An 18,890-nucleotide genomic window follows, 5' to 3' on the forward strand; every position below is an offset into this window, starting at 1 on the left:
TTCAAGCCACACAACGGAAGGGGCCGAATCATGCGCTACGAACTCACGGACTATGAGTGGTCCGTCATTAAGCCGATGTTGCCGAATAAGTCGCGCGGCGTGCCGCGGGTGAATGACCGTCGTGTCCTCAACGGCATCTTCTGGGTCTTGCGATCCGGAGCGCCATGGCGCGACCTGCCAGAAAACTTCGGTCCGTACACCACTTGCTACAATCGATTCGTTCGCTGGCGACGGGCCGGCGTGTGGGCCAAGCTCATGAGCGCACTGGCCGGCGCCCATGATGCTGCCGTGCAGATGATCGACACTTCCATTGTTCGCGTACATCAACATGGGGCCTGCATCACAAGAAACTGGCGTCAATCGATGGGAAGGTCACGCGGCGGTCTGACGAGCAAAATCCACGCGGTGGTCGACAGCAATGGTCTACCGGTACAACTTGCGTTGAGTCCTGGCGAGGCGCACGACGTTCGACTTGCCGGTAAACTGCTCTCTCGTTTGAGATCCGGATCAATGCTGCTCGCCGACCGCGGCTACGACGCTGACTGGATCAGGGAGCTTGCCATGAAAAAGGGCGCATGGGCCAATATCCCGCCGAAAAGCAATCGGACCGATCCGATCTGCTTCAGCCCGTATCTCTACCGCGCCCGCAACCGCGTCGAGCGGTTCTTCAACAGGATCAAACAATGCCGTCGGGTGGCGACGCGCTACGACAGGCTTGCTGGAAACTACCTTGCCTTCATCCAACTTGCATCTATCCGGCTATGGCTCGCCGCTCGTTATGAGTCCGCGCCCTAGCACTACTTTGGCAGAATGTGTTTTGGCCGCTGTTTTTCAAGGATTTGCTTTCGGCAATATGGGCATTGCTGAGGCGGCGGCCGAAGGATGAGATCGACGATGGCATGGCGTACGGCGGGCATGGTTGGTTGAGGCGGAGGCCCGTTGATTCTTTTTTTTCCGCCCCGCGTATGCGAGGCGACGATGTTGCAGGAAGGCGTAGGCAATCATTGTCATAAGGGCGTGGCGATGAAGACCTTGCCATGATCGCCCTTCGAAGTGATCAAGTCCAAGCTCCTCCTTCAACTGTTGATGCGCCTGCTCACAAATCCACCGTGCCTTGATGGTGGCGGCCAGCGTGCGCAGATCCGTCGTCGCCGGAAGATTGGCGAGATAGTATTTGCTCTCCCCGGAGGCACGTTGCTCGCCAATGAGCCAGACTTCGTCGCCTGGGAGATGCTGCTGACCTTTATCCCATATCCGCTGCGGAGGGCCGTCGGCGGTGCGGACACGGAGGGCAGCAAATCGGGCTTTGAGCCGACCTTTCGTCCCGCTACGCCAACTCACGGTTTTCCATTTGGCGCTGGCCAGCATTTGTTCTGCCGCAATCGATAAGATATCGGGCACGTGGTGCTTTCGTGGTTTGCCACGGACTTTGGTGATCGGCCAAATGAGCTTCACATCGACGGGATACACTTTCTGGTGCCGAGGGATACCGACCGCCCAGGCCAGCCCGCGCTCTGTTAGCCCTTGTCGAAACGGTGCGCTGAGGCCGTATCCTGCATCCGCCAGCACACATCCAAAGCGCATGTTGGCTGCCATCGCGCGGTCAATCTCGGCCAAAGCGATCTCCGGCTTGGACCGTGGCGTTCGGTGTTCGATTGGCACGCGAGCGCGCTTCAAACGGGGCATGTCGCTTGTCCAGCTGTCAGGCAGAAAGAGACGTAACGCGACCATCACTGGCACTTCGCCGCGCGCAAGCGTTAAAGACACCAGCGTTTGGCAATTTGCAGTTTTACCGAGAGCCGATGCGTATTGCGCCGCAACACCGACCGATCGCTCACCCTTCTTCGGCAGTGAGGTGTCATCAATAACCAGCACCGCATCCCTGCCGCCGACGAGTCGGTCCGCCTGGTTGAGCAGCTCTGTCTCCAGCGGCGTCGCGTCCCAGACACCGTCGGCAATGAAATGGTGCAACTGGTCGTAGTTGCTCGTGACAAGGCGTTCCGCCATCGGCTGAACGCTCTTGCGATCGCCAGGACCGATCAATCCCGCAACATACAGAGGACACATCCGCTGCCGGGTCTTATGACCCAGCCGGTCCAAGAACGGCATCAGCCAGCGTTCGAGTTCGTCTTCCCATCCCGGCATGGTCAGCCCTCCAAGAGCCGACCACCCATGAATCATTGAAAAATTGATTCGGGAATCCTATAAAACGCGGCAAAATCAACAATCTGCCAAAGTAGTGCTAGTCACATGAATCTAAAGTTCGCCACATAAAGTCTGCTGGGCTTTGTGGCAAAAGCGTTTGACGGAAGCCAAGATCTGGTCTGCGGACTTGGTCCATTTGAAGGGCTTCGGGTTGTTGTTGTGCAATTCGATGAAGGTACGGATGTCGGCTTCGAGCTGCCTGACGGAGGTGTGAACACCTCGCCGGATCTGCTTTCTGGTGAGTTCAGCGAACCAGCGCTCGATCTGATTGATCCACGACGCGGAAGTCGGCGTGAAGTGGACATGATAGTGCGGCCGGCGAGCGAGCCACGCTTTAATCTTGGGGGTCTTGTGGGTAGCGTAGTTGTCCATGACGATATGGACAGCGAGCCCCTCAGGGATTTGAGCGTCGATCTCTTTGAGAAACTTCAAGAACTCGAGCGCCCGATGGCGCTTGTAGCATTTGCCAATGACGAAGCCGGAAGCGACATCGAGCGCGGCAAACAGCGTGGTCGTACCATGCCGCACATAGCTATGCGTGCGACGTTCCGGCACCCAAGGCATCATCGGCAAGACCGGCTGCTCGCGATCGAGTGCCTGGATCTGGCTTTTCTCATCGACACTGAGGACAACGGCTCGGTTAGGCGGCGACAGATAAAGCCCGACAATATCGCGCACCTTATCGACGAATAGCGGATCGCTCGATAGTTTAAATGTCTGGCTGCGGTGCGGCTGCAAGCCGAACGCCGTCCACATTCGGCGGATCGTGGTGTGAGAAAAGCCAGTATCCGCAGCCATCGAGCGGATCGACCAGTGCGTTGCGTCGGGCGGCGTCGTACGCAATGTCCGCTCGATTACCTCGGCAACCTGATCATCGTCGATGGTTCGAGGGCGGCCCGGGCGGGCTTCGTCAAGCAGGCCATCACAACGATCCTTCAAGAATCGGCGGCGCCACTTGCCGACGGTGTGTTCATGGATGCCAAGTTCGGCAGCCACAGACTTGCTTGGCAGACCATCTGCACACCGCAGGATCGCGCGGCATCGCTCAGATAGCGATCGGGCTACACGATGACGACGAACTTGCCTCTCCAAGTACGCCCGCTCCTGCGAACTCAGCACCAACGGCGCGATCGGCCGGCCTTTCACACCTGCATTCGCCACGAGCGCTCTCCTCTCTAGAGATCCGAGCGATCAACTAATGTCACGAACTTCCGTTCCAGATGACTAGTTCGTGAAATATCTCGTCGGTGGCCATCTCAACGAGAGGCTTCACGTTCCCAAGAGCGACAAACATCCTCAGGAGAAGAAAAACTCTTTGACGGTCGTGATCGTTGGGTAGTGCCTTTATAAGGAGGTCGCGAATGGCCTCGCGTGCATTTTGCAGATGCTCACCCCCGGCGTCACTCAGGTAGGTGCGGCCGAGCGGTCTCATCGCATCGTGAATCTTGAAACGATCGACACCGAAAATCTGGATTGTACCGCTTGTTCGCAATCGCCTGAATGCCGTGGCCGCGATCTCCGGCTCGAGGTCGAAGGCGCGCTTCAATACGACACTGGCTTCGGATTGAGTCAGTGGGACGTCGCTGAGACTGAGCGCCGCGACAGCGCGGCGCTCAGGGTCGTTAAATCTGTCGAAGACATCTGACAGAATAAGTTCTTGCGCAGTCTCGACAATATGGGTGCGGTCCTCAAGCGCCGCGCAGACTCGGGTGACCACCCCCTCGTAGCTTTCAGCCGCAATTTTCAGCGCATTCTGGACGTAGAGCGGCAGCCCACCAGTGATTTTCAACAAGCGCTCATAGTCTGAGAAATCCCCACGGCATCCGAGCGACGCTCCCTCGGCCGCGGCCGTCTCATTGGACCAGCCGAGAAGCAACTCCGCCTTCACGCCAAGCGTTGCCTCGATTCGGGCGATCGTTGCGCTGGGCTGGGCGAGAAGCACAAACTGCAGCTGATCGGAGGCCCCGACCAGCGAAACCAAATCCGCGGCTGCAATGCGATGCGCGTTATCCAACACCACAGTCGCGGTGAGTTTGTCCTCGGCTAGGTGGCGACCGATCGCAAACAGGATTTCGGTGCCGCTTGCGCCCGGTAACAAGATCTCGCCTAGCTTGCCGCCACGCGATCCGAAGATGCGAGCTGCAAGTTCGCGTGCGACGGCATTGGCCAGCGCAGGGCCGGATATCTCGGCAATATCGTAATATGCCAGACGGTCAGAAGTATGCAGAGCTGTCTGAGAAACCCAGGACGTCTTTCCTGCACCGGAGAGGCCGACGACGAGCCGCACGCGTTGGCCATTTGCCAGATTTGGTTCATGTTCCTGCGGACGATATCGAAGCGGCGGAGCAGGAAAATCTTGGAGTTGGACAACAAGCTGCTCGAAGAGTGCCGGTAATTCCTCAACCGTGAACGTGTGATTGGAGCTTGGCTCAATCCCACCCGCTGCTGCCATCATCCGGCCAGCGATTTTCCAGACGAGGGTTTCTGGAGCCAATACGGAAAAAGGAAGCGTTTCGGCAGCCGCTCGGCACGCCTCGAAACCATCCGCGATGGTCCTCCACGGCAAGGGAAGGGCTTCGTCTACCGCCGGTGATTGCGGCCAATGGAGCCTGGTGTCGGACGGCCATTCTTTACCTGTGATAAGCTTGGCAAATTCCGGCCCAGGCGCACTATTCGATACTATGACGAACTGGCATGAACCGCTCCGTCGACCTTCCTCGTGCTCCTGTCTAATAGCCGCGAACCTTGAGAGTGCGCCATCAATGTCGCTTAGAATAAGGTTAGATGCCCGAGTTTTGACTTGTAGGTAGATTCGTCTGTCAGGCTGGACGAGTTCGACGTCTTCATCATTCTCGACGATGACATGGGTCACACCGGCCCGGGCAGCATCAAACAGACACGCGGCGGCATAGAGGTGCTGATAGAGGAACCCGCGATGAACGGCTTCGATCCGGGCAAGTTGACGGGGATCAAGGTTGAACGTTTCCATATCTGGCGGTCTCGTTATGGCTCAATAAAAGCGTGCGATGGCCGCTCGCGTTCGGCGATGGGTATCCGCTCTGTCGCACCTGTCGTTGAACTGCATCATGCCTTCAATTTCTCCTGGATTAGGCGCGTCGCAGCATTCGCGGGATGTGGACACGGTGAAAACCGTGGGTCTGCACTTGTCGGCGAAGTTTGGGGGTGTCATTGACGCCGAACGCAACCGCCGCCTTCAAGGGGCTGGCAAAGGTTGCGTAGAAGGTCCAGCGAGCGTCTTTCGGCAGAGGCGCGTTCTGCCGACGGTCGGTGATGACGACGTCGCGCGGGTCTTTGGTATTGCGGAAGGCATGGAAGGTGATCCAATCGGGCCGCCTGTAACGTGCCGCCTTGCTGAAGGGCACCGACTGAACCTTCACGTCGCTTTGGTCGAGAACCCAATCGCGCTGTTCCAATATCTGCCTGACCATGTGGCCGACCATCTGCTTGACGCGGTCAACCAGAACATCTTCGCGAAACTCCTCCAGAAGCTGCTCCTCGATGCCCTCGACGGCAGGCTTTCCGAGCTCCGAGGCCGTCTCCAAGCGAGCGATAGTGGCGGGCTTCGTAAGAAACGACCAAATCCGCTGACCGATGTCGGACTCCGAGAGCGAGGCGAATTTCTCCGGATTGTAACGAAGCATGATAAAGGTCTCCTTGACCGGTCATAAATGGCCGGTCATAAATGCCTAGTCAAGGGTACTGCACGTTGAATTGCCCAGTTTGCTGGTTTGCCGCCAGTGTGCCGCTCCGATTCCGGTCGGCTGCCTCACGCTGCCAGGCTCCCTCATGTAAATTTTGAGTCATCGAATACACGGGATGAGGTTGAGATGAGGAAGGTCGTGCCGAACGGGAAGGCGGTGAAAGCCCTGAGGGAGCAGCTTGAAAGGCTGTCGACCCAAAAGGAAATGGCGAGTGAAATCGGTGTCAGCATTCGCATGCTTCGTATGATCGAGAATGAGAATGCGCCAATTGCAGTGACAACGGCTGAACGGTTGGCAAAAGCGCTGCAAGTTCATCGTGAACGCATTATCCTTGGCTCCGAGCTTTCGGAAATGACGCCGACCGTAAGTGCGCCGGAAGTCCTTTCCGCGCTGATGGAAGATGAGGACCGGCTCATCCCCCGCAACGACTATGACATCGCCAGTGCGACAGCGGACGAGGGCGCGCTCTATACGGAGGCGGCCCGCTCGCACGACGTGGCCTGCATTATCGAGACAACGCTCGATGAGGAAACTGGAGCCTATGCGCAGGAGCTTTTCGATATCCTCGTTGGCTTGTCCTGGTCGCAGCGAGATATTCTCGTCGACATTCCCCCCGCGACGGAGATCGCGGTTCGCCGGCGCCTGCGACAGCTCATCGTCCTTCTCAAGGGCAACGACATCTGGATTTATCGAACCTCGGTTCTGAGGCGATTGCCGGAGCGCTACACGGTCGCACCGCCGGACGAGCCGTTCTCCTATCAAAGCCGTCAGGTCGTAGCACTAGGGCCGCCGGGTGAATATGGCGAGACCACCATGCGCGTGCCGATCGATCATGGGCAGCCGTTCATCCTTCCGGCATGGCGGAAGCTTCGCAAGAGCGACAACGAAACAGAGACAGCCTGATGATGAGACGCAATCGCTTGATCGTCGCAGAATTGCACGCGCGCACTGAAATCAAATAGAAGTGCATTGGGCGGAAGTCGGGGGAGCGTATGAAGTTTAAGCTGGAAAATACTTTCGAGGACAATCTCGCTTTGTTTAGGGCCGAGGCTGTACAGATCGATCCCGAATGCGCGAAGATCCTCTTCGACAATTTGCATCTGCTGGATTCGGGAGGTGACACCGCGCCAAGCCGGGCAACAATCGGCGAGTTTCATAAGGCGGTACTGGATGCGCTTGATGGCATGTCCATCCCTCTGGGCGAGGACAAGGCATGACGCGGTATTTCCTGGGCAGCCTGTCCATCGAGGGTTTTCGTGGGATCAATAATGACGGTGACCCGCTCGTCCTCAAGTTCAAATCTGACGCCGTCAACTCGGTGCATGCGCCGAACGGCGTCGGTAAAAGCTCCATATTCGAAGCCGTTTGCTTCGCGATCCACGGCATTGTCCCGCGCCTGAAGGCGCTCCAGGAAGCCGAGCAGGGCGACAGCTATATCGTGAATCGCTTCCATCCCGGGCAGCAAGCGACGGTTGATCTGATATTCGCCAGCGATGACGCCTCGCCAGATGTGGCGATCAAGGTGGTGCGGGCTGCCAACGGTGCGCGCCTAGTGACTTCGCCGAGCGGTCATGCCGACCCGCAGCAGTTCCTCGCGAGCCTGCAGGAGGATTTCGTCCTCGTCGACTATAATCGGTTCGCAAAGCTCATCGATATCTCCGCCTTGGAGCGGGGACGTTCTTTCGCATCGCTCGTGGGACTGAGCCGATACTCCCGGCTACGTCAGGCTCTGGACGGCGCCAAGCGAACGCAGAACGTCAACAGTGATCTGGGCCTCTCCGCGCTTGATGCCGAGGTGACCACAGGCGCGCGCGCGTTGAGTGCGATCGAGCGGCGTGTCATTGCGGCGCATGACGAGGTCGCCGGAGCGGGAAGCGCCGCCGTCGATAAACTCTCCGATCTGAAGGCGGCGGTAACCGCCGCCTTATCCGCCATCGCCTTGCTCAAGCCATTGATCGGCGAGGCCTCGGTAATGGATCTCGATTTCGAAGCGGCAGAGTTGGCGATCGAGAAACAGGAAGGCGGCGAAGCGCGAAAGACGCTGGACACGCTAACGACCTCCGCCACGTCGCTGGCGGGGCTTGAGGTCACGGTAGAGGAATTGGCCGACGTTGATCGGCTGCTCGAGTTGGCCGGAAGAAGAGACGAGGCCGTGCGCAGCGTCGGCGCGGAAGCATTGCACGCCCTTTTGCGCGATGCGCTGGCTGTGGTGTCCGGCTCCGATTGGCACGACCCGAATCAATGCCCAGTTTGCGGGGCGAAAGGTAGTGATGCTCTAAAGCCGCGGCTGGAAGGCAAGATCGCTAAATACGATGTAGCCGCTCAGCTCGGGGCCGAACTCATCAACGATGTCGCCACAGCGCCTGGGATCGCGAAGCTACGCAAGCTTGAAGAGGCGCCGGCCATGGCGATCGCGACGGGTGATCGCTTGCACGTAGCGTTCGATTTGGCCGCCAAGAAGGGGGATTTGGCGACCTCCGACCTGGAGATCATCAAGGCGCGCCTCGGGGTTCTTGAAACGCAGCGTGGCGAAACTCTTGCTCGGGTGCGAGGTGAGGCCGACGCGTTGCAGGCGCGCTTGCCTCCCTCATTGGTGCAGGTAACCCGCATCCTCAGCTTCGCAAAGCAGTTCCGCGATGCCGTGCTGGAATACGAGAGCGGCGAGCCGGTGCTCAAGGTGAAACAGGACAAGCTCAAGGTTCTGAATCGCTGGAAGACATTCATCACGCGCGCCGGCCAAAGCTTTGCTGATGCCGAAGCCGAACTGGCCAACGAGCGGATTGGCGAGATTCAGACCGCTTGTCAGGATCTGTTCGGCCGGTTCGTGCGAGGCGGTCCCGATGTGAAGCCGACCCTGAGCCGCGCGCAGAACAGCGAAAACGTTGATCTAAAGCTCGCGGACTTCTTCGGCCTACAGGACCTCAGTGCCCGGGCTCTACTCTCGGAAAGCTATCGGAACGCTGTGGCGGCTGCGATTTTCTTCGCGGCCGCGACCAAGCACAGCGGTGTTCCGCGCTTCATGGTGCTCGACGACGTGACATCGAGCTTTGACGCTGGTCACCAGTTCGCGTTGATGGACGCCGTGCGGACGTTGCTACGCTATGGCGCTGTGCCGGACGGGCTGCAGTTCATTTTCCTGAGCCATGACACCAGCCTGGAGAAGTACTTCGACAAGCTCAATGGCACTGCGGATTGGCATCACCAGAAGCTCCAAGGCATGCCTCCAAAGGGGCGGCTCATGGTATCGGCCCAGGAGGCGGATCGTCTCAAGGCGCAGGCGTTGCAGCACCTGAATGCTGGCCAGATCGATATTGGTGCGCCGATCCTGCGGCAATATCTCGAATACAAGCTGGGACAGATTATCGCCAAGTTGGAGATCCCTGTTCCACCGGACTATGCCACCCGTGGTGACAAGCGGACGCTTTCGACCTACATCGACGCAATCGGCGAGGCCGTGAAGCTTTATCATGCGGCCAATCGGTGTGTGCTGACGCCTCAGCAGATCGCCGATCTCCAAAACCATCATGTGCCATCGATCGTTGGGAATTTCGTCAGCCACTACGAGACCGGCGCGGGGACGCCTTTCAACGCCTACGCCTTGCTGGGGGTGTTGCAGAGCATTGATAGTCTCGCGGACTGCTTTACCTACGTTGATCCGAGTAACGGACAGAAGCGATACTATCGCCGGTTAGATCGCCGTTAAGCGACTCACGGAGGCTACGCGACAATCTCGCGATCAAGCAACAACAGGGCCGAAGGCCCTGGCGTTGCGCGTGCAGGGAGTTGCCGCAAGCTAGTCGAAGTGTGGGTCGGGATAGCGCTCTTCGATGACGTAGCGCATGACATTCCACCAGACGTTCTCGATCGTGTAGTCCATCGGTTTGATTTTGCGTGGGACCCACTCGCCGAGCGAGCTTGCCATGCGGACATGCCCGGGGGTCTTGATTTCCGGTTCCCTCTCGGCGGCCGTGCCCGATTTGACCGACAGCTCAATGACGTTGAGCGTATCCCGATCATATTCAATGATCGCCTGGAGGAAGCTGCCCTTATCGGTTAGCGGATGAGCGGCTGTATGGGATACAAGAGCCACTTGCAGTTTATCGCCCATTGCGATGTAAGGCTCTAGCAGTCCGTCTGTCTGGAGGCCTTGGCGCCAGCGGTCGTGGGTGTCGAGGGCGTCTGGAAAATCGCCCCAGTTGAAGTCTCCCCGGCCGCCGAAGGTGATCTTGCCGTAACCATCGACATGGTAACGCAGCGCGTCCATCAGCTCGAGCGCTCGACGCGGGTCTTTTTCTGTAAGGACCGCGTCGATGGCTCCCAACACCTCCTCCATGTCGAAAACGATCTTTCTGAGCTCCTCTTTTTGCTCAACAAACATCTTCGGGATTTCACCGACGGGGTTCGGAAGCGGAAGTGTCCAAGGAAAGTCGATGTCGTCTTCGCTGAAGCGCCGATAGGGAATGTTGAGCTTGTCCAGGAAGGCGGCCGACTGGTAGTAGGTCTGGCTCTTCAAGCTATGCTCGATCTGATCGAGTGCGAGCTTACGGGCATTAATTCTAAAAGTGCCTTGGAGCGCAGTCGTGCCGACGACGTAGCTTTCCGGTGAATGGGTGCTGCTGATGGATAGCGTGTTGACGATTTGCCGGGCCGACAGCAGGTACATCTCGCCGTCGTCCTCCCGGCCGACGTGAAGAAGCGCGAAGAAGCCTTCGAGCGGCATTCCTTTGTCGTCAACCACGTAGCTTTTGGGAATGTAGTGCGTTGTGCGGCGATCCTGAAAATATTTTGCCTGTATCACTCCGACGCGCGGCGGGACTCTATCGGTAAATCGCTGCGTGGTGGTGCGTCGCTGTATGAGAAAATCGGCCCCGTCGGTATCTACGCTCCGCTCGAGAACCCAGAACCGGTCGATGAGAAAAGAACGCGTACGCGCTTCTCCGACGGCGCCGTTCTCCATAATTTTGAGCCACGTCGGCCAGCTGTCTTCCACGAGATTGTCCTGTGCTTTCTGGGGTTTTGTCGGTGTCGGATTTGCCGCGAAAAGCACCTTACTCGTCTGTATTCAGTTTCTGGAGTTCCCCAAGGAAGATCGTGCCGATTTCGACGGCGCGTTCAGCGGTCTCCGGGTCCACATCCATGCCATGCGTAGCTTCGTTCATGGTGTGGAGGGCGTCGAGCATCTGCTCTGTGCTACTTGGCACCGATCCATTTCGATGCAGATCACGGAGCATTTTCATGATGCCGGTCGGCCGGTCGAAAGCGACGCCTCGCTTGTCCGCGAGATCGCGTACCGCGCGCTCGATTTCGATGCGTAGCTTGACCACGGACATCAGTGGAAATTCTCGCGCGAACTCCGCGGCCGTCGGGAGGGCATCCTCGAGTTGTGGCGGCAACGCAGCCGAGAGCTGATACTGGGCGACCCCCATCGGTTTGCTGGAGTCTCGCAACGCGTATTCCACGATCACCTCGTTGCGCCCTTTGCACAAGATGATGCCGATGGTCGGTTTGTCGTCGGGATGGCGCAATTGCTCGTCCACGGCCGAGAGGTAAAAGTTCATCTTTCCCGCAAATTCGGGTTTGAAGTCTTCGATCTTCAGCTCGATCACCACGAAGCAGCGAAGACGCAGATGATAGAAAAGAAGGTCCAAGTAGTAATCCTGCCCGCCGACTTCGAGGTGATATTGGCTGCCGACGAATGCGAAGCCCTTGCCGAGCTCGAGGATGAGTGAACGCAGATGCTCGACCAAACCACGCTCGAGGTCGCGCTCCAGCATGTCTGGGCCAAGCGAGAGGAAGTCGAACGTGTAGGGGTCTTTGAGGATTTGTTGGGCAAGCTCGGACTGCTCTGCGGGCAGGGTTCGCGAGAAATTGGTGAGGGCGCTTCCTTGCCGGGCAAAAAGCTTGCTTTCGATCTGATGGACAAGAACGTTACGACTCCAGCCGTGTTCAATTGCCTGCCGCGCGTACCAGGTGCGCTCTTCCTGCGTTTTGACGGCGTCGAGCAAACGGACGTTATGCCCCCATGGCAATAGTGCAACAACCTGTTGCACAAATTCGCCGTTGGGCCAGGCCTCGGCGAACGAGCGCATGTATTTCAGATTCCGGGGCGATAAACCGGTCATTTCCGGGAAAGCCAGGCGAAGATCGCCAGCCAGACGGTCGACCACCCGGGCACCCCAACCTTCGCGCTCCTGCCGTTCCAGGATGTCGCGCCCGATCGTCCAGTAGAGCGTCACTAGCTCGCGGTTGATCGACAAGCTGGCTCGGTGGCGTGCCGCCGCGATCTTCTGCTTCAGATCCCCGACGAACGCCGTGTAGCTTTGCGCGTCCACTTCGCCAGCGGAACCGAGCGCATCGCTGCGGCGAGGGGGCTTTCGCGGCCGCGAGCTCATGCGGCCTCTTTCAGTCGCTTCTTCGCCAGCATGGCGCGCACGAATTTGTCCCATTTCGCCATGCCAGCGCGTTTCTCGATCATATAGTGCCAGCGGTCGTAGTGCTTGGAGCTGACATCCTGTAGCGCGTGGTTCTGGAGGCGATCGCGGATTTCCTTCGACACGCCTGCCTTGCCGGCGAGCGTCTTGAACGTGCGCCGGAGATCGCGGTTTGTCGCATATGGAATCACGCCGCGATCTCGCTGCCGCCAAACAAAGCTATAAAGAGTGCCGTGGCTGACAGGCTTCGAGGGGTCCTTGGCGGAGGGGAAGAACCAGCCATACTCGTTCGGCTTGATCTTTTCGATCAGCTCGGCGGCAAGCAATGGCACTGGGACAGCGTGCGGCTGGAGGTTCTTGGTCTTCGACCAGTCGATGATTCGCTCACTGGCGTCCCATTGATTGACATGAAACCGCGCGATCTCCTCGACGCGCTGCCCTGTCAGCATGATGAGTTGCACCGCGCGGGGATAGGAGGGGTGGACCGGCGTGTCGGGGCTCTCCAGCCAGCGATAGAGTTGCACAAACTCGTCTTCGTCAAGCCAGCGCGTGCCCTGGATCTTAGGCTCGGTAGGAATGCCGGTTGCCGGATTGAAAGGGAGTCGAAAGCGTCTGGAAGACTGCTGCCGATAGTCGTTGTCAGACTTCATGCCCCAGCTAAAGGCGGCATGGAGATAGGAGCGCACATGGTCGGCCATTGATTTGGCACCGCGCTCGTAGATCGGGCGGATCAGCTCGATGATTTCCTCGGCCTCGATCTCGCGAGCGAGGCGGTTGCGTCCGAGCGTGTCGGCGATCTTGTTAAGGCCTTTTTCCGTTTCCTTCCAGGACGGCTTGCTCGCATCCTTGAGCGCGGCGACATAGCCTTCGAACAGATCAGCGACGGTGCCGGGGCGCGTGTCGGTAGCGATCTTGATGCTGCGACCCTTCTGGATGACGTCGGCGAAGTCGCGTTTGAATATTTCGCGTGCCTGGGCGAGCGATATGGAGGGATAAGCCCCGAGCTTCTTCTTGGTCCGCTTCCCATCGCGCCATTGCTGCGCCATCCAGTCGGCGGTGACGCGCTTCGGCATGGGCTTGAGGACAAGCACGAGGCGGCCGGTGCCGCGCCCTTCACCGTCGGCGAGATTTTCCTGTTTCTGACTTAGCTCCACCCGCTTCAACGCATGTCGGATCGCGGTGTCGGTCAGGCTTGGCATGGCGTTTCCTCCTGTGCCGCAACTGGGATCGGTCGAGGAGAAACGGGGATCGTTTGCTGGGATCGGAAAGCCGCTTTCAACCCCTCTTACCGCTCCCAATTTGCCATAGCCGCCCCCTGTGTGCAATGAAGAAAAAATCGGATATATCGTTGATGATTCATCGGTATTGAACGTGATCCAACGTGATCATAGGGTGGGTAGTGGGGTGGTTGTGCACGAGGATCAAGGCGGTCGCCGATAATTCCAGCGCGCGCTTGATCACTTCGCGCGGATAGACCGGGGTGTGGTCCACGGTGCCGGTCTGCTGCACCTCGTCGGCGATGAGCTGGTTGCGCTTGTCGAGAAACAGCAGGCGAAACTGCTCCCTGTCGGCAAAAGCCATGCTGGAGCGGCAATAATCGATCACCTCGTTCCAGGACGACAGCGCGTTGCGGCTGTTGACCTCGCCCTTGGTCACGCGGCTCGCGGCGGCCGCAATCAGCTTGAGCTGGTTGATCGCGGCCTCGCCGATGCCGTCAACCTCGCGCAAGCGCGCCACCGGCGCGTGCACGACCTCGGCGAACGAGCCGAAGGACTTGATCAGCGCCTTGGCCAGAGGTTTCGTGTCGCGTCGCGGCAGTGCCGGAAACAGCGCCATCTCCAGGAGTTCGTAGTCGCTCAGCGCATCCGCGCCGGCATTGTAGAAACGCTCGCGCAGCCGCTCGCGATGGCCGTGATAATGCGGCGCGTCTTCAAGCTTGCTCTTGTCGTGGTCCGGCTTGGCGGGCATCGGCCGCCAGCATCGCCGGGGACCTCCGTTTTTGCAACCGTCAATTGCGACGGCGCCCGTTCGGTAATTGCCCAGCAGGCACGTCCCGAAAGCTCACCCGATCTGCTTCTCGCCGTGCCGCTCCGACAGCGTGAAGATCTCGACGCCATCAGCGGTGACGCCGACGGAGTGCTCGAACTGTGCCGACAGCGAGCGGTCGCGGGTGACGGCAGTCCAGCCGTCGGACAGGATCTTCACATGCGGCTTGCCGAGATTGATCATCGGCTCGATGGTGAAGAACATGCCAGGCTTGAGCTGCACGCCTTCGCCGGGCCGGCCGATATGAATGATGTTCGGCTCGTCGTGGAACATGCGGCCCAGACCGTGGCCGCAGAAATCGCGCACCACGCTCATGCCCTGCGGCTCGACGAAGCTCTGGATGGCGTAGCCGATGTCGCCGGTGGTGGCGCCGGGCTTCACGGCGGCGATGCCGCGCATCATCGCTTCATAGGTTACCTCGATCAGCCGCTCGGCCTTGCGGGCGATCGGGCCGACCGCATACATCCGGCTGGAATCGCCATACCAGCCGTCGACGATGAAGGTGACGTCGATGTTGACGATGTCGCCTTCCTTCAGCGGACGGTCGCCGGGCATGCCGTGGCAGACCACGTGGTTGAGCGAGGTGCAGGTCGAGTAGCGATAGCCGCGATACATCAGCGTCGCCGGATAGGCATTGTTGCTGAAGGCGAAGTCGCGGACGAATTCGTCGATGCGCTCGGTCGGCACGCCGGGCCCGACGATGTCGGTGAGCTCGTCGAGGCACTTCGCCACCAGCGCGCCCGCCTTGCGCATGCCGGCAAAGGCGCTCGGCCCATGCAGCTTGATCTGTCCGGTCTTGCGCAGGGAGGTATCGGAGGCTTCGACGTAGCTCATGCGGGCGCAATCTTCTGAGGTGGGCTCGATATCGGCGGAAAGTCTTGATTTCAGGCCCCAATTTAATGATTGCGGGCCTTCGTGCAAGCCAAGGGAGCGCGTTTTCGAGCGACGTGGCTACCGGTTCGTGTGAAGAAAACGCGTCAAAACAAGGATCTTGCCGCCTCTTGCGCCCGAAAGCGGGCCTAATTCGGGACTTCTACGGTGGTTTCCACCGGCAGCGCGCCGCCGCGGACGCGGATTTCGCGGACGGGGTAGGGAACCCGGATGCCCTCGCGCTTGAAAGCGTCCCACAGTGCCAGCATCACGTCGCTCTTGACGTTGTCCATGCCGTCGGGGTCCGCAATCCAGAAGGTCAGCGAGAATTTCATCCCGGCTTCCGCGAACTCGGTCAGGATGGAGTTCGGCGGCTTGCCCTTGGTCGCGCGCGGATGGGCCGCGGCGGTCTCGGCGGCGAGCTTGGTGACCAGGCGGGGGTCGGCGTCGTAATTGGTCCCGAAGGCGATCTTCACCAGCGTGTTCTTGTCGGTATAGGTCCAGTTGACGACCTTCTGCGTCACCAGATCCTCGTTCGGCACCAGGAACTCGCGGCCGTCACCGGCGGCGACGGAAATATAACGCGTCTTCATCGCGCTGATGCGGCCGGTATTGTCGCCGATGGTGACGAGATCGCCGGGCTTCACCGACTTGTCGGCGAGCAGGATGATGCCCGAGATGAAGTTGGCCACGATCTTCTGCAGGCCGATACCGATGCCGACGCCGACCGCGCCGGAGAACACCGCGAGCGCCGACAGGTCGATGCCGACCGCGCCGAGCGCAATGACGATTGCGATGGCAAGAAGCCCGATGCGGATGATCTTGACCAGCAGCACCTGCACCGACGGCGTCAGGTCGGTGGTTGCGTTGATCCGGCTCTCGGCAAAATTGCTCGCGATGTTGGTGAGCCACAGCGCGATCAGCAGGAGCGCGCCGGCCTTGAGGACCAGCAGCGGGGTCAGCCTGAGACCACCGAGCACGATCGCGTAGGAATCGAGCAGGTCGACCGTCGTATCGAGCTGGCCGAGGATCGAGAGCGCGGCGAGAAGCCACGCCGTGATCGACACCAGGCGGACGATGAAGGCATTGCGCAGCACCGAGGTCACCAGCCGGATCACGAGCCAGGCGAAGCCCAGCTTGGCGGCGACCATCAGCAGATAGGAGCGGCTCGGCCAGGTCGCGTGGTACATCACCACACGCGAGATGATCACGAGCAAAGTGAACACCGCCGTCGAGGCGCTGGAGAGCATCACCCGGGCGAAGTGCCGGAGCGGCAGCGGCCAGCGCATCGTCAGCGCGGTCATGTCGACCCGGTTGCGGATCGCGGTCTCCGCGGCATAGGCGATACCGGCTGCGGCCAGGATGAGGCCGAATTGCAGGTAGAACCAGGGCGAGGAGATTTCCGCCCCGACGCTGCGCGCGGTGGTCTGCACGAACTCCATGAAGTCCTTGAGGTCCATGTCCATCGGTCTCGTCGGCAAGCGGGGAGGAATTGATTCGAGGGAGCCGCAGAATCCCACAAAGGGCGCGGCCGGGCCATCGATACACCGGCATGTGATGGGCGTTAAGGCCGTAAAATGCGGGCAGATTGCCGCGAGCGGGAGAAATGGGTTGGCGTGCCAGGGCCGCGACGATATGGATGCCCTTCCAGCTGTTTTGAACCGGAAGGTGGATGGCCTCTCTCGACTCCGTCAGCATCGCCATATTGCTCGGCTCCGTCCTCGTGATGGCCGGTATCCTGTCGAGCCTGCTTGCGCTGCGCTTCGGAGCGCCCTTGCTGCTCGTCTTCCTTGTGATCGGCATGCTCGCGGGCGATTCCGGCCCCGGCCGGCTCCAGTTCGACGACGTCCGCACCACCTATCTGGTCGGCTCTGTGGCGCTGGCCCTGATCCTGTTCGACGGTGGCCTGCGGACGCGCTTTGCCAGCATCCGTACCGTGCTCGCGCCGTCCGTGGTACTCGCGACCGTCGGCGTGCTCCTGACCGCGCTGATTACGGCGCCGTTCGCTAAATACGCGCTCGACCTCAACTGGACGGAGTCGCTGCTGGTCGGCGCCGTGGTCGCCTCGACCGACGCCGCCGCCGTCTTCCTGCTGGTGCACACCCAGGGCCTGCGTCTGCGCCCGCGCGTCGGCGCGACGCTGGAGGCCGAATCCGGCACCAACGACCCTTTCGCGATCTTCCTCACCTTGATGCTGGTCGAATACATCTCGCTGGGATCGAGCTCCGCAAGCCACGTGGCGATGGAGTTCATCCAGGAGGCGGTGCTGGGCGCCCTGGTCGGCGTCTTCGGCGGACGGCTCGTCGTCATCGCGCTCAACAAGGTCGCGCTGCCGCAGGGCCTGCACGCGCCGTTCGTGACCACGGCTGCGCTCGTGATCTTCGGCGGCTCGCAGATCATGCACGCCTCCGGCTTCCTCGCGGTCTATCTGGCCGGCATCATCATCGGCAACCGGCCGACCCGCGCGCACAATTCGGTAGTGGCTTTCCTCGATGCGGCGACCTGGCTGGCGCAGATCGTGATGTTCGTGCTGCTCGGCCTCCTGGTCTCGCCGAGCCGGTTAGGGGCCAGCGTGCTGCCGGCGGTCGGGGTCGCCTTCGTGCTGATGCTGGTGGCGCGGCCGATCGCGGTATTCGTGTGCCTGGCGCCGTTCCGCTTCAACTGGCGCGAAAAGATCTTCATCGCCTGGACCGGCCTGCGCGGTGCCGTCGCGATCTTCCTGGCCTCGATCCCGATGCTGGTCGGCCTGTCCAAGGCCTATCTCTATTTCGACGTCGCCTTCGTCGTCGTCATCATCTCGCTGTTGCTGCAAGGCTGGACGTTGGCACCCGCCGCGCGCAAGCTGCATGTCGCTCTGCCGCGCGCCGAGCGCGGTCCGCGCCGTGTCGAGCTGGATCTGCCCGGGCAGCTCGAGCAGCAGCTGGTCGGCTATCCGGTGCGGCCCAAGAGCCTGTATTTCCGCCGCGGCCTGATCCCGTCCTGGTCCAAGCCGACGCTGGTGATCCGCAACGAGAACATTTTGACACCGACGGAAGCCGACCCGATCGCGCCCGGCGACTACATCTATTTGCTGGCGCCGCCGGAAAAGGCCGAGTCGCTCGACCGCTTCTTCGTCGACATGCAGCCGGGCTCGGCGCCCGATCCGCATCTGCTCGGCGACTTCATGGTCTCAGGCGAGCACACATTGGCCGAACTCGCCGAGATCTACGGCGTCAAGGTCGGCGAGGACGAGGGCAAGCTGACGCTGGCCGATTATTTCGACGTCCATCTCGACCGCGCCCCGAAAGAGGGCGCCGAGCTGCCGCTCGACGAGATCGTTCTGGTCGCGCGCAGCATCTCCGGCGGCCGCGTCAATGTCGTCGGCCTGCGCCTGCCGGAGGAAGACGAGACGCCACCGCCGCTGACGCGCGCACAGGCGCTGCGAAAGAAGCTCGCGGAGGTATGGACGTCGGTGGCGGGGGTCTAAGCGAGCTGCCGGCGGATCAACAATCTCCCGTGTCGTCCCGGCGAACGCCCTAGGGCATGCACATATCTGGTGCGGCGGATTGACTCGGGTTCGCCCTGGGGGTTCCAGAATCGGAGATCTATGTGATTCCTATTGCGGCACTCCATGGTT

15 protein-coding genes are annotated in these 18,890 nt (G+C 60.2%); 5 read left to right on the forward strand and 10 right to left on the reverse strand.

From position 1 onward, the window contains the following. The first annotated feature begins 30 nt into the window (after positions 1 to 30). Positions 31 to 795: an IS5 family transposase gene (locus CIT37_RS05335; protein ID WP_014498598.1), complete on the forward strand. Its 765-nt coding sequence runs from the start codon at positions 31 to 33 to the stop codon at positions 793 to 795. Between the two features lie 36 nt (positions 796 to 831). On the opposite strand, the gene CIT37_RS05340 is transcribed toward CIT37_RS05335, so the two are convergent. The 4 genes from CIT37_RS05340 to CIT37_RS05355 all read right to left on the reverse strand — a co-directional run bounded on the left by CIT37_RS05340 (position 832) and on the right by CIT37_RS05355 (position 5,867). After that, complete coding sequence (locus CIT37_RS05340; RefSeq protein ID WP_038951335.1) at positions 832 to 2,181, reverse strand: IS701-like element ISBj6 family transposase; 1,350 nt, start codon at positions 2,179 to 2,181, stop codon at positions 832 to 834. A 75-nt stretch (positions 2,182 to 2,256) separates the two neighbouring features. Continuing rightward, positions 2,257 to 3,366, reverse strand: coding sequence for an IS630-like element ISBj5 family transposase (locus CIT37_RS05345; protein ID WP_109866585.1), 1,110 nt, complete (start codon positions 3,364 to 3,366; stop codon positions 2,257 to 2,259). A gap of 40 nt (positions 3,367 to 3,406) precedes the next feature. Next, positions 3,407 to 5,194 carry an ATP-binding protein gene (locus CIT37_RS05350; protein ID WP_014498597.1) on the reverse strand — a complete coding sequence of 596 codons (1,788 nt, stop codon included), beginning with the start codon at positions 5,192 to 5,194 and terminating at the stop codon, positions 3,407 to 3,409. 118 nt (positions 5,195 to 5,312) lie between these two features. Continuing rightward, positions 5,313 to 5,867, reverse strand: a complete 555-nt coding sequence (locus CIT37_RS05355) for a hypothetical protein (protein ID WP_014498596.1) — start codon at positions 5,865 to 5,867, stop codon at positions 5,313 to 5,315. Positions 5,868 to 6,053: 186 nt separating this feature from the next. On the opposite strand from CIT37_RS05355, the gene CIT37_RS05360 reads away from it, so the two are divergent. From CIT37_RS05360 to CIT37_RS05370, 3 genes are all read left to right on the forward strand, one after another. Then, complete coding sequence (locus tag CIT37_RS05360; RefSeq protein WP_014498595.1) at positions 6,054 to 6,830, forward strand: helix-turn-helix domain-containing protein; 777 nt, start codon at positions 6,054 to 6,056, stop codon at positions 6,828 to 6,830. An 89-nt stretch (positions 6,831 to 6,919) separates the two neighbouring features. Continuing rightward, positions 6,920 to 7,144 (forward strand): hypothetical protein, encoded by a 225-nt coding sequence (locus CIT37_RS05365; protein ID WP_014498594.1) that lies wholly within the window; start codon positions 6,920 to 6,922, stop codon positions 7,142 to 7,144. Next, positions 7,141 to 9,630, forward strand: coding sequence for an AAA family ATPase (locus CIT37_RS05370; RefSeq protein WP_095424752.1), 2,490 nt, complete (start codon positions 7,141 to 7,143; stop codon positions 9,628 to 9,630). Before CIT37_RS05365 ends, CIT37_RS05370 begins: the two co-directional genes overlap by 4 nt. Positions 9,631 to 9,720: 90 nt before the next feature. On the opposite strand, the gene CIT37_RS05375 is transcribed toward CIT37_RS05370, so the two are convergent. The 6 genes from CIT37_RS05375 to CIT37_RS05400 form a co-directional block, all read right to left on the reverse strand. Next, positions 9,721 to 10,917, reverse strand: a complete 1,197-nt coding sequence (locus CIT37_RS05375; protein WP_225163673.1) for a hypothetical protein — start codon at positions 10,915 to 10,917, stop codon at positions 9,721 to 9,723. 58 nt (positions 10,918 to 10,975) lie between these two features. Beyond that, positions 10,976 to 12,319, reverse strand: a complete 1,344-nt coding sequence (locus CIT37_RS05380; protein WP_014498593.1) for a PDDEXK nuclease domain-containing protein — start codon at positions 12,317 to 12,319, stop codon at positions 10,976 to 10,978. Further along, complete coding sequence (locus CIT37_RS05385; RefSeq protein WP_011090895.1) at positions 12,316 to 13,557, reverse strand: tyrosine-type recombinase/integrase; 1,242 nt, start codon at positions 13,555 to 13,557, stop codon at positions 12,316 to 12,318. Before CIT37_RS05385 ends, CIT37_RS05380 begins: the two co-directional genes overlap by 4 nt. Positions 13,558 to 13,714: 157 nt before the next feature. After that, positions 13,715 to 14,326 carry a JAB domain-containing protein gene (locus CIT37_RS05390; RefSeq protein WP_095424751.1) on the reverse strand — a complete coding sequence of 204 codons (612 nt, stop codon included), beginning with the start codon at positions 14,324 to 14,326 and terminating at the stop codon, positions 13,715 to 13,717. Between the two features lie 93 nt (positions 14,327 to 14,419). After that, positions 14,420 to 15,238, reverse strand: a complete 819-nt coding sequence (gene map / locus CIT37_RS05395; RefSeq protein ID WP_028144405.1) for a type I methionyl aminopeptidase — start codon at positions 15,236 to 15,238, stop codon at positions 14,420 to 14,422. 185 nt (positions 15,239 to 15,423) lie between these two features. Continuing rightward, on the reverse strand, positions 15,424 to 16,740 hold the full coding sequence (locus CIT37_RS05400) for a mechanosensitive ion channel family protein (protein WP_038973545.1): 1,317 nt from the start codon (positions 16,738 to 16,740) through the stop codon (positions 15,424 to 15,426). 206 nt (positions 16,741 to 16,946) lie between these two features. Between CIT37_RS05400 and CIT37_RS05405 the strand changes: the two genes are divergently transcribed. Continuing rightward, positions 16,947 to 18,740 carry a potassium/proton antiporter gene (locus CIT37_RS05405; RefSeq protein ID WP_028139790.1) on the forward strand — a complete coding sequence of 598 codons (1,794 nt, stop codon included), beginning with the start codon at positions 16,947 to 16,949 and terminating at the stop codon, positions 18,738 to 18,740. Positions 18,741 to 18,890 lie beyond the last annotated feature (150 nt).

The organism is Bradyrhizobium ottawaense (assembly GCF_002278135.3).
Classification (GTDB): Bacteria; Pseudomonadota; Alphaproteobacteria; order Rhizobiales; family Xanthobacteraceae; genus Bradyrhizobium; species Bradyrhizobium ottawaense.